The sequence below is a fragment of the Limosilactobacillus fastidiosus genome (assembly GCF_014145505.1).
GTDB classification, from domain to species: domain Bacteria; phylum Bacillota; class Bacilli; order Lactobacillales; family Lactobacillaceae; genus Limosilactobacillus; species Limosilactobacillus fastidiosus.
On the sequence record NZ_JACIUZ010000020.1, the window covers coordinates 1 to 11,910 of the forward strand.

Here is an 11,910-nt window from a genome sequence, read left to right on the forward strand (position 1 = left end):
TGTTTTTGCTTCAAATCGTAATGATTGAAGACCCTACACATTTGATTCGTCGAAACTTTGTTCAGTTTTCAAAGGTCTACTTGCTTAGCTAAGCAGCCAAGCAACGTTAATTATTATAACACTTGCTCATTTTGATGTCAACAGTTAATTTCAAATTATTTTATTAAATCGAATTTGAATTGCTACATCAAATAAGCAGCTTAAACAATATATCATAGCTTCAAAAAGATGTCAATATATTATTTATAATTAATTTATTGTCTCACAGACAACGGTAACTAATATACATTGTTCTTTAGCTTACGTCAATAGGAAATTTAAAAAGTATGTTTAAAATCATATAAACAGTTAAAAACTTCAATCGCAACCAAATCGATATCATCAAAGCGAAAGCGTTCATGTGGCCGGTAACGAATAAAAACAAATTCATCGCTTGAACAAATATACGTAACATCACAAAGCGGTATTCCAAATTGTCCAAACATTCTTTTCTGTCGACCACTCGTTTCATCTATTGTCATTGCTTGAAGTCGTTTAATAATCTTTTCTAGGTTTGACGATTTCAATATTCCTCTTCTCCTTTTATTTATTATTAAAGAATAACTGCATGACAAAGTCTGTCATGCAGTTACCCTTAATTTATTCATGATGTTGAACACGATTTGGTTTAACAATTAATGCAATTATCCCAGCAAACATCCCAAAGTAATATGTTAAGAGTCGCCAAAGAAGCATTGCTAAGACTAATTTGATATTTGAATTAACAAAGCTAGCAAATAAAACAGAAAAACTATATTCTGCACCACCCGCTCCGCCCGGGATTGGAAATAGTGAAATCACCATAAAGATCAACACATGCAGACTAACAACCATAATGAAATTAATATGGTGTACCCCTAAAGAAAGTAAAATAAAATACGGAATAACATAATAGAAAAAAAGTTGAGTAATTGTCACAAAACAAACTTTTACTAACTTACCATACTCTTTTTTTATTTTTAAACTTTCCTGATAGAAAGAATCGATCTTCTCATTTAGTAGCAATTTCATTTTTTCATACCGCTCAGCTTTCATAAACAATGCTAGCGGCTTGATAACTAAATTAGTTATTTTTTTTGTAAAGTGATACCAATACATTACCATTAATAGTCCGACAATAACAGCAAGGTGAATTGCAAAACCAAAAACGACTAACAATGCTAATGCATGAAGTTTCTCTTCAATATAGTGAAAACCAATTAGCAAGGATAACAAAAAATTAACTACAATCATTGCTTGAAAAACAACAAATTTCATCAAGAGAACTGAACTCGCAATTCCCCCATCTACTCCCGATTGAATCATAGCTACTAATTGAGCAGGTTGCCCACCAGTAGAAAATGGAGTAATCCCATTAAAAAGTTGCTCGATTAAGGGCAACCGAAGCGAATCCTTCCAGGTAAAATCAGGGTAGCGATCTTTCATAAAAATCTTTACCACAACTCCCTCTAAGCCGAGGTAAAGACAAATACAAATAACCGCAACAAGCATCCATCCCCAGTTAATCGTATTAAACTCTTGGACAAGAACACGGAGATTAATATCTCGTAAAGCATAGATAAAAATCCCAGCGCCAATTAGGAGCATTATACATAGTACTCCCCAATTACGTCGACTCATTAATTGGCCTCCTTCGCTTGTTGACGGTAAAAACGATCCCAAACTTTTGCAAGGTGATCTTTCGAGTACCGCTTAGAAGCTGCGACAGCCTGCTTTTGTAAATTTTGGAGTTGCTTGTGATTATGGATAAGCTCTACCAATTTAGTTTGCATTTCCCCCACATCCCTTGCCGGTTCGTAGTCACCATCAATAATTGAATGATACAAATCAAGATCACGGAGCATTACAGGCGTCCCACAACTAAACGCCTCCAGTACGGACATAGGAAATAGTTCATTAAACGACGGCAACAGAAACAGATCTGCTGCATTATTTAATTCTGCAATTTGTTTTCGACTAACGATTCCCGTAAAGAGTAAATTAGCTGGTGGATTAGCAACTACTTTTTTTAATTCACTATAACCATCAGTTAATCGCCCAAATGAAAAGCCACCAGCCCATACAAATTGAATATCCGGATTCTGTTTAGCTAATTTAATGAAATCTGGAACTCCTTTTCGCTCTTGAACCTGGCCGCTTCCGAAAACAACAAACTTATCCTCAGGTAAATGATACTTTTTTCGGTACTTCTTCCGCGTTGACTCATCAACCTGAAAAAAATTATCAGAATCAACAAAGTTTGGAATATAGGTAACGTGATCACGAGGAATACCGTAAGCAACCAATTTATCAATAAAGGACGGATTAACTACAACAAGGTGATCCATCCGTTTATAAAAAGCAATTACATACCGATAAAAAATTCCACGAAACGGTTGCGGAATTTTCAAACTTCCTTCTAAGGTTTCGGGAAGGAAATGAACATAACCAATTTTTCGTCCCCGCTTTTTTGAAAAAGTAGATAAATAAAATGGCAGATCAATCGTGTGATAGTGACTGATCTGACTTTTCCGGTATTGGTTAATTTCAATGTCAAATCGGTCGGCAAAGCGCGTTTTTAAAAGATGAATTAATTCCAAGTAAGCACTACCGACTCCTTGCCCGGCAACCTTATCGGCAGACGAAAACATGGTAATTTTTAACATTACTTAACTCCTTGATCGATGAAAAAGTTTCCGAAACGTACCCTTTTGTTGTTCAGCTTGTTCTTTAGTCATTGTTGCCTGACAATCCCGATAGAATTTTAAAATTCGCTGTGCAAATACTTCAGCTGAAATTTCATGAAGTTTTTCATCCCGCTTATCCTGTTCTTCTGGTGAACGTGGAGTATTGAGGTAGTGAAGGACCCCATTAACGAGATCGATCTGCTTTTGAAAACTAACCCCAATCGCTGGATCATCAATCAATTCATCAGTATAAACACTCCGCATTACAACAATTGGCAAATCAGATGCTAGGGCTTCATCATATGTTAATCCCTGTGACTCTGAATCAGAAGCAGAAACAAAGACATCCGCCATTTGATAATAATGATGTACATCGTCATTAGATATCTGTCCCGCAAACTGAATATGATCCGTTAAATGGAGGTGACGAACTTGTCGTTCCAAAGTATCTCTTGCGGGACCATCCCCCACAATTAATAGCTGTGCATCCGGCTTTTTCGCTAAGATATCCGGCATTGCTTCAATTAATGTATGGATGTTTTTTTCAAATGCAAGCCGACTTAATGACAAGAGTAATGGTGTATCGGGCTGATATCCCCATTCAGCACGCAATTTGTTCTTCGCCTCTATAGAGTCACGTTGACTATATACTCGTAAATTAATCCCAGTGGGAATAATCCGAATTGGCGCATCAACCTTATAAGCACGCATTGTTTCTAACACCCGCTCACTCGGCGCTACTACCCCCGAAATATTGTGAAGGTAAAGATGAGCTAACTTACCCACATCTTTCGGCTTTAGGATATGACCATTTGCAATATAGTGAAGGTAATCCTGGTACATCGTGTGATAGGTATGAAGACACGGAATATTAAGATGACGTGCAACGACCTTCCCCATTACTCCTAATGAAAATTCAGTCTGATTATGAACAACATCAAGTTGGAGTTTCTCCGCAATTTTAATAGCACGAAAAGCTCCCCTGACGGCAATTCGACGATCAGTAAATGAAACAAACGGAATACTTGGAAAACGATAGATTCCGTTCTCTTCGTCATCGTGTTTTGCCTTCGGATCCGTAGTAGTAAAGATATAGACCTGATGTCCCTGGGCAATCAGTTCATCACGGAGCGTCTTAATTGACGTCGCAACCCCACTTACTTGAGGAAAATATGTATCTGTAAAAAGACCAATCTTCAAGCCAACTGCTCCTTTTTATTTAATCTCATTTCAACATAAATGCATGATCATTATACAAAAGCATCTAACGATCCGCAAAATAGCATCTTAACAATTGTAGACTGATCAGCTACCTGGAACAAGTTATTTCCGAAAATATTAAAGTCACTTAAGAATTATTTGCGGACTTGTGGAACTTCTTGACGAATCATTTGCTCAACTTCTGAAGCTGTTGCAGCATTAATTGCTTTATGCACTAATGGCTGTAATTGGCGGGTATTAAGCTGGTTGATTAGAGAACGAATATGCAAAATATTACTACTATTCATTGAGAATTCATCGAGTCCCATCGCCATTAATAATGGTGTTGCTAGTGGGTTACCTGCCATTTCACCACACATACTTACCCACTTTCCTTCCGCATGGGCAGCATCAATAACTTGCTTAACCAAACGTAAAACAGCTGGATGCAATTCTTGATAAAGATAGGCAACCTGGGAATTTCCTCGGTCAGCGGCAAATAAATATTGAATTAAATCATTGCTACCAATACTAAAGAAATCCACTTCACGGGCAAAAGCGTCCGCCATTACAGCACTTGAGGGGATTTCAAGCATCATTCCCACTTCAATATCATCAGCTACTGAAACGCCCTGCTCTATTAATCGTTGTCGTTCTTCATCCAGAATTTGTCGTGCCTGACGGAATTCTTCAATTGTTGCAATCATTGGAAACATAATCGCTAATTGACCATAGACAGAAGACCGAAGAAGTGCACGAAGTTGTGGGCGCAAAACTTCAGGCCTAGCTAGTCCAATTCGGATTGCCCGAAAACCCAAGAAAGGATTATTCTCTTGGGGCAAATTCAAACTTCCTAGCTTTTTATCACCGCCAATATCCAAGGTCCGAATAACGACCCGTTGGCCCGGCATTTCGGTTAGAAATTGTTTGTAGGCTTTAGTTTGCCCATCCTCACTAGGAAAATGCTCATCTCTTGCATAAAGGAACTCACTGCGGACAAGACCAATCCCCTCAGCACCATTTTGACGGGCATCAACAATTTCAGCAAGTGTCCCAACGTTAGCCACTACTTTAAAGTGACGACCATCCGTGCTAACCGTTTGTTCATCCTTTAGTGCGCCCCATTCATTTTGTTCACGCGTAAATTGGGCTGCCAGTCGTTGGTAATGATCAACTTCCTCTGTTGATGGCCGGACGATTACCTTACCGTGAATTCCATCAACAATCAGTAAATCACCATTATTAATTACTTTAGTTGCATTTTGAGTACCAACAACTGCAGGGAGCGCTAAAGTCTTACTCATAATAGTAAAATGAGATGTCCGACCGCCTTCATTAGTTACTAGTCCAGCAACAAAGCGACGATCAAATTGAGCAGTATCAGTTGGAGTTATATTTTGAGCAACAAAAATTGCCCGGTGATCTAGTTGGGTTGGATCAGGAAGCTTAACTCCCATCAAATGACCAAGAATCCGTTTAGTAACATCCTTAATCGCTGTCGCCCTTGACGATAGATAATCATTATCGTTCATCTTCTCTAACACCTTAAGTCGATCATCTGCAGTCTTTTTTATCGCCCACTCTGCAGTAAAATGCTCTTGATTAATCTTTTCAATTATTTCAGCATGAAGGGATCGATCTCTTAAAATTGCCAACTGGTCATCGACAACCGCCGCTGCCCTTTTCCCCAATGTTACATGAGCATGTTGGTGAATTGCTTGTACTTCATTCAGCGTTAAAGCAAAAGAATCATGAAGCCGTTCGACCTCATGATTCTCATTGACTGAATATTGTTGGTTAACAGATAAATCCGGTCCCACTAATAGATAAGCAGGAGCAATTGCAATACCGTTGCTCGCTGCTAAACCATTTAAGAGTACGGACATTAGTCTGTTAAGCCTTCCTTCTTCATTGTTTCAGCAACAGCATCCAAAGCTTCCTTTTCGTCGTCACCCTTAGCAGTAATAGTAACTGAAGCATTTTGCCCAACGCCAAGTGACATAACACCCATGATGGACTTCAAGTTAACACTCTTACCTTCGTAAGAAAGGGTAACATCAGAATTATACTTAGAAGCTGCTTGAACCAGGATAGTTGCTGGACGAGCGTGAATACCTGTTTCAGAAGTAATTGTAAAATCACGTTTTTCCATAATTAATCATTCTCCTTCGAGCATATTAACAAATTGTCAGTAGCTATGCCCTGATAATTTCATTGTTATTATTTTAACAATTGTAAACTTTAATTACAAGTTCTCTCAACGATTGATTATCGCTTTTTTAATCGATATGTAAGCGTTCCCCCACGATGAGCCTCTGCTTCGATTTGCGTTCGGTATTGATAAGCATGAAAAACCGGCTGAAACAGCTGGAATTCTTCAGGAGTAATATCAAATTGGTTAATTTTTCCCGAACGTAAATCTTCAAGTTCTTGTTGATAATCTCTTTCTGTCATTTAACCACCTCATCAAATGATATCTGACTTTTTTCACCGTTCTTATTTTAGCATTCATCTTATGAGAGTGCTAAAATTTAATAGAAAGTTTAACTAATTTTTCTTAAAAACGAATCATTTAACTTGCAGTCAAACAAAAAGTAAGTATAATTAAAATTAATGGTCAAGAAAGGTCAAAAAGATTATAAACTTTTTTAATATCCGGATCTGTTAGTAATAAGGAGGTTTTTTATCGCGATGCTTTGTCAAAATTGTCATCAAAACCCTGCAACGATCCATTTACAAATGAACCTTAATGGTCAACGGGTTCAACTCGATTTATGTCAAAATTGTTATCAAAAATTACAAAATATGCAAACAAATATGATGAATGGAGGTAACGGAATGAATAATTTCGGTTTTGGAAGCCTCGAAGACTTCATGAACGCTCTAAACAATATGCAAAGTCAACAAGCTGCTGGTAATGGTGCAGCATTTAATAGTCAGGCCCAACGGCAAGGCGGTAATGGAGGCCGCGGCAAGGGAATTCTTGGTCAATACGGGATCAACTTAACTGATCTTGCCCGCCAAGGAAAGATTGATCCCGTAATTGGTCGTGACGGCGAAATTAAGCGGGTAATCGAAATCCTTAACCGGCGGACAAAGAATAACCCAGTTTTAATTGGTGAAGCTGGTGTGGGGAAGACTGCTGTTGTTGAGGGATTAGCGACTGCTATCGTGTCTGGTGAAGTGCCAGAAAAGCTTGCTAATAAGGAAATTATCCGTCTTGATGTTGTTTCTCTAGTCCAAGGAACTGGAATTCGGGGACAATTTGAAAAACGGATGCAACAATTAATGGAAGAAGTACGGAAGAACAAGAATATCATCCTCTTCATCGATGAAATTCATGAAATTATGGGAGCAGGTAATGCTGAAGGTGGAATGGACGCTGGAAACGTCTTAAAGCCAGCACTTGCTCGTGGTGATTTTCAACTTCTTGGTGCAACAACCTTAAACGAATATCGGAAGATCGAAAAGGATGCTGCCCTTGCACGGCGGTTCCAACCAGTGGAAGTTAATGAACCATCAGTTGAAGAAACAATTCGGATTCTTAACGGAATTAAGGGTCGTTATCAAGATTACCACCACGTTAAGTACACTGATGACGCAATTATTGCTGCTGCAAAACTTTCCGATCGGTACATCCAAGAACGGTTCTTGCCTGACAAGGCAATCGATTTAATGGACGAAGCTGGGTCACGGAAAAACTTAACGTTAAAGAACGTTGATCCAAACACTATCGAAAACGAAATCCATACTGCAGAAGCCCACAAGCAACAAGCTGCAGATAATCAGGATTATGAAAAGGCAGCCTTCTACCGTGATCAAGTAAGTAAGCTTGAAAGGGCCAAGAAAGAAGCTGAAGAAAATCATACTGAAGATTCTGCAACGGTAACCGTCAAGGACATGCAAGAAATTGTCGAAGAAAAGACAAACATCCCTGTTGGCGATCTTCAAGAACAAGAGGAAAATCAACTCCGGGATCTTGACAAGAAGCTTGACGAACACGTTATCGGTCAAAAAGAAGCTGTTGATAAGATTGCCCGAGCAATTCGGCGAAACCGGATTGGGTTAAACAAATCTGGTCGACCAATTGGAAGTTTCCTCTTTGTTGGTCCTACTGGTGTTGGGAAGACTGAAACGGCTAAGCAACTTGCTCAACAACTGTTTGGTTCTAAAGATGCTATGATCCGGTTTGACATGTCGGAATACATGGACAAGACGTCTACTTCCAAGTTAATCGGTGCCGCTCCAGGTTACGTTGGTTATGAAGAAGCCGGACAATTAACTGAACAAGTTCGGCGTCACCCATATAGTTTGATCCTGCTAGATGAAGTTGAAAAAGCTCACCCAGATGTAATGCACATGTTCCTACAAATTCTTGATGACGGTCGATTAACCGATTCACAAGGACGGACAGTTAGTTTCAAGGATACAATCATCATCATGACTTCAAATGCTGGTACTGGTGACGTCCAAGCAAGCGTTGGTTTCGGTGCTGAATCAGACGGCAGTACTCATTCAATCGTTGATAAACTAACAAACTACTTTAAGCCAGAATTCTTAAACCGTTTTGACGATATCGTCCAATTCAATGCCCTGAGTAAAGATGACTTAATGAAGATTGTTAACCTGATGATTTCTGACGTTAACAAGATGTTAGCTGATCGTGACTTATCAATCATTGTTCCAAATGATGTTGATGAGAAGCTAGTTGACTTGGGTTATGACCCAAAGATGGGGGCTCGTCCGCTTCGTCGTGTTATTCAAGAACAAATCGAAGATCGAATTGCTGATTATGTTCTTGATCATAGCGATGCACATAACCTTGCCGCTAAGTTAGACAATGATGGTAACATTACCGTTGTTGAAGCTACCGTTCCTGAAAAAGTCAGTAAATAACTAATCTAAAGGACTAAGAAAGTTTATTACTTTCTTAGTCCTTTTTATATTATTAACCTAATGGTCTTAACTCCATTAATGCTATAATAAATGTTAATAAACACAGCTGACGGGGTGAAACTAATTATGGAAGAAAAATTCAAAACGGGTAATCCAATTTGGGTTTACTACACAAATATTGATACTGGTGAAAATCTAATTGTTCCCCAACTCTTACGGGGATTCATGGGCGAAGAATATTCTGTGGAAAAAAAGCAATTTGATAGTTACCGCTTCCTGAAAAGTGAAGGGGACTTAACTGGCACATTTGATAATAAACCGCATAGCGTTCACCTCTATTACCGAAACGAAAATTGGGGTGAGGTTGAAGCAATTGAGATGTACCTCCACCTTGACGCTGTCACCCCTGTTTATGATATGCCAAACGGGATGCAAGTTGGCACCCCATTTCCTGAAGATGTTGTATTAAAAGCTTTTCATCGAGTAGCTACGAAGTCTGGGGAATTCTGGTATGAAATTGGGAGTGATCAATGGCTCAAGTACGATCACATGACGACGGTTGATAATCCCTTTAAAACTGAAGATAAAGCTTTTCAATCAAAGCTAGTCGATAATATGTCAGTCATTCCAATCAAAAAAACTAAAGCCACTATCGACTACCTCCCTAATCGATCCGTTGATGTTTTCGAACGACCGTACGGGGATAAGGTCGATGAACTCAAGGACGGTCAAGAAATTATCATTACTGGTAAAATGAGTGACAATGGCGAAATCACCTGGTATAAAGTCGGCAACGGTAAATTTATCACCAGTAACTATGTTAAATTGGAGGATCAGGACGATGACTAATCAGCAAACAATCGCAGTTGTTGGGGTTGGTAGCATGGGTTCTGCTATCATCAAGGGCCTAGTCAAATCAAAGCAATTTAGAATTATCGGTGAAAATCCAGATAATCTTCGCGTAACTGAACTAGGAGAAAAACTTGGTTTTACCGTTGTTAATAATAATAAAGATATTGTTAAAGCCAGACCAGACTTTGTTATCCTTACTACTCCAGCCCCAATCACTCTAAAAATTGCCCAAGAATTAAGCCAACTTCCTGCTTCTACAACAGTTATTTCCGCAGCGGCAGGAGTTCCTCTTAATAAATTACAAGCCGAAATTGTTAATGCAACGGTTGCCGTAATGATTCCGAATACCCCAGTTGCTGTCAATGCTGGAACAATTGGTCTTACCCTCCCCCAAGATATTAGTGACCAACAGAAAAATGATATTATTGACTTTCTCGAATTACTGGGAGATGTCATCCCCGTCAGTGAAGAACAGCTGGGCATTGTTGGTGTAATTGGCGGTTGTGGTCCAGCATTCGTGGACGTCTTCATGGATGCCATGAGTGACGGTGCCGTAGAAAACGGGATGGGCCGCCAAACTGCTTACCGCTTAATTTCAAGTATGATTAAGGGGACAGGTAAATTAGCCTTTGATTCCGCAATGCTTCCTGCTGAACTCCGCGATCAAGTTACCTCCCCTGCTGGTACAACTATTAAAGGTGTAGTCGCTCTCGAAAAGAATAAATTCCGGTATGCAGTAATCGACGCAATTAATAAAGCGGCAGGAAAATAAGACAGCTTTCTGCCATTTAAATTAAAATAAGGTCACTAATTAGCTATAAATTAACTAGTTAGTGGCCTTATTTTAATTTTTTATTAAGTCAAAACATTGCTTTGCCCGAGTTAGTTCTAATGCAACTGAGTCAAGAACTGCTTACCTAACTTTCCTCGAGCTAATAGTTCTCGGCAACATAGTCTAAACGTGCTTCGCCCGAGTTTCCTAGAGCTAGCAACCTCCTTCCTAGGCGCACGACGCCTTCGTCAGGAGAAATTGCTAGCCTTCCGAGAACTCTTTGGGGCGAAGACACTCTTTAATTATTTACCTCATCTTCGCCTTCGGGGCTTTGGGGATAATCAAGATCGGCATAATGGTGGTTAGCTTGCTTTTGAGCGGTTGATTGATTGGTATAGAAGACATTATCAGTAGTTACTTTATCACCGTTAGCAGAAACTAATACGGTTGTCTCCTTACCATTAATCTTCTCATGATGCAAAAGGTAGAATTGACCCTTGTTTTGCGTATCACACCAGCCACGGATATTTAACCAATTCTTGTTATGGGCGTCAACATACTTTGCGCTTTGCCAAGTCTGGGTTTGGGCTTGAACTGTCTTATTCTGTGCATCAGGACTTGAAAGAAAGTCAGGATATTGCTTGTACAACCAAGACTTAGTTGAATTATTGTTAGTTGAAACAGTAATCGTATGTTCACGAATGGTAAGAACCGTTTCTTGATTTCCATCGTCAGAATACCATACACCACGCATGGACTTCGGCGTAGTGAAGACTGCTTGACGACCGAATTCATGGTTAGCTGCATTATTCCGGCCTGAACGTTCATCGTAGACCTTACTCTTTTTGGTTAAATTTTGAACCTGACTTGCTTGGTTATGCTGGTTAATATAGTAAACCATGTCATTTTGACTAACGGTTCCAAGCTTTTTCGCTTTTTCACCCTTCTTAACATTCTCATAGATATTAATACTACCATCTTGATTCAATGTGTAAGCAACATCAGCAGAATTCTTTTCCGGACCAGCATTATAAAGGATCCCAGACCCATCTTCACCGGTTGCACCTGGATTATCAAGGCGGTAGTCACTCGTATCATAAAGATTAGTTCGCAAGCCGTTACTTTCTGCACCATGAGCAGCCTTAGCCCAGTCACCACCGTACTTCTTACTACTATAAATCGTTACTAAGCTACTAACCTCTTCTGGTGGCATATTTGTCGAATCAAGATTAACTTTCTGGTTATTGGTAATTGCTGAGCTGCCTGATGAACTAGAGGCAGAATTAGAATTAGCTGACTGTGCACCGCAGCCAGCTAATAATAATGCTAGACCAACAATAGATAATTTCTCGATTAATTGCTTATTAACCACGTTCAACACTCCATTCCTCATTTTTTATAAATGAACAATTATCAACTGGTAGATTATTCACCACTACTTATACGTCTTTATCTTAACCTTTAGCTACAGGTAAACGCAAATGA

At 39.3% G+C, this 11,910-nt stretch carries 11 protein-coding genes; 3 read left to right on the forward strand and 8 right to left on the reverse strand.

Annotation, left to right across the window (positions count from 1 at the left end; translation table 11 throughout):
- Positions 1 to 317: 317 nt before the first annotated feature.
- From H5R64_RS02100 to H5R64_RS02130, 7 genes are all read right to left on the reverse strand, one after another.
- On the reverse strand, positions 318 to 566 hold the full coding sequence (locus tag H5R64_RS02100; RefSeq protein ID WP_182582644.1) for a YkuJ family protein: 249 nt from the start codon (positions 564 to 566) through the stop codon (positions 318 to 320).
- A gap of 73 nt (positions 567 to 639) precedes the next feature.
- Positions 640 to 1,659, reverse strand: coding sequence for a lysylphosphatidylglycerol synthase transmembrane domain-containing protein (locus H5R64_RS02105; RefSeq protein ID WP_182580105.1), 1,020 nt, complete (start codon positions 1,657 to 1,659; stop codon positions 640 to 642).
- Positions 1,659 to 2,684, reverse strand: a complete 1,026-nt coding sequence (locus H5R64_RS02110; protein ID WP_182580104.1) for a glycosyltransferase family 4 protein — start codon at positions 2,682 to 2,684, stop codon at positions 1,659 to 1,661. The genes H5R64_RS02105 and H5R64_RS02110 overlap by 1 nt, the downstream gene beginning before the upstream one ends.
- 3 nt (positions 2,685 to 2,687) lie before the next feature.
- Positions 2,688 to 3,905, reverse strand: coding sequence for a glycosyltransferase family 4 protein (locus H5R64_RS02115; RefSeq protein ID WP_182580103.1), 1,218 nt, complete (start codon positions 3,903 to 3,905; stop codon positions 2,688 to 2,690).
- Between the two features lie 155 nt (positions 3,906 to 4,060).
- Complete coding sequence (gene ptsP, locus H5R64_RS02120; RefSeq protein WP_182582646.1) at positions 4,061 to 5,791, reverse strand: phosphoenolpyruvate--protein phosphotransferase; 1,731 nt, start codon at positions 5,789 to 5,791, stop codon at positions 4,061 to 4,063.
- Positions 5,791 to 6,057 (reverse strand): phosphocarrier protein HPr, encoded by a 267-nt coding sequence (locus tag H5R64_RS02125; RefSeq protein ID WP_003716808.1) that lies wholly within the window; start codon positions 6,055 to 6,057, stop codon positions 5,791 to 5,793. The genes ptsP and H5R64_RS02125 overlap by 1 nt, the downstream gene beginning before the upstream one ends.
- Before the next feature lie 116 nt (positions 6,058 to 6,173).
- Positions 6,174 to 6,359: a hypothetical protein gene (locus tag H5R64_RS02130; RefSeq protein ID WP_182580099.1), complete on the reverse strand. Its 186-nt coding sequence runs from the start codon at positions 6,357 to 6,359 to the stop codon at positions 6,174 to 6,176.
- Positions 6,360 to 6,596: 237 nt separating this feature from the next.
- Between H5R64_RS02130 and H5R64_RS02135 the strand changes: the two genes are divergently transcribed.
- From H5R64_RS02135 to proC, 3 genes are all read left to right on the forward strand, one after another.
- Entirely contained in the window at positions 6,597 to 8,801 is a 2,205-nt protein-coding gene (locus tag H5R64_RS02135) for an ATP-dependent Clp protease ATP-binding subunit (protein ID WP_182580097.1), read from the forward strand.
- A 126-nt stretch (positions 8,802 to 8,927) separates the two neighbouring features.
- Positions 8,928 to 9,650: a MucBP domain-containing protein gene (locus H5R64_RS02140; RefSeq protein ID WP_182580095.1), complete on the forward strand. Its 723-nt coding sequence runs from the start codon at positions 8,928 to 8,930 to the stop codon at positions 9,648 to 9,650.
- Positions 9,643 to 10,425, forward strand: coding sequence for a pyrroline-5-carboxylate reductase (gene proC, locus H5R64_RS02145; RefSeq protein ID WP_182580093.1), 783 nt, complete (start codon positions 9,643 to 9,645; stop codon positions 10,423 to 10,425). Before H5R64_RS02140 ends, proC begins: the two co-directional genes overlap by 8 nt.
- A gap of 298 nt (positions 10,426 to 10,723) precedes the next feature.
- Here the strand turns inward: proC and H5R64_RS02150 are convergent, their stop codons facing one another.
- On the reverse strand, positions 10,724 to 11,797 hold the full coding sequence (locus H5R64_RS02150) for a hypothetical protein (protein WP_182580091.1): 1,074 nt from the start codon (positions 11,795 to 11,797) through the stop codon (positions 10,724 to 10,726).
- Between the last annotated feature and the right edge of the window lie 113 nt (positions 11,798 to 11,910).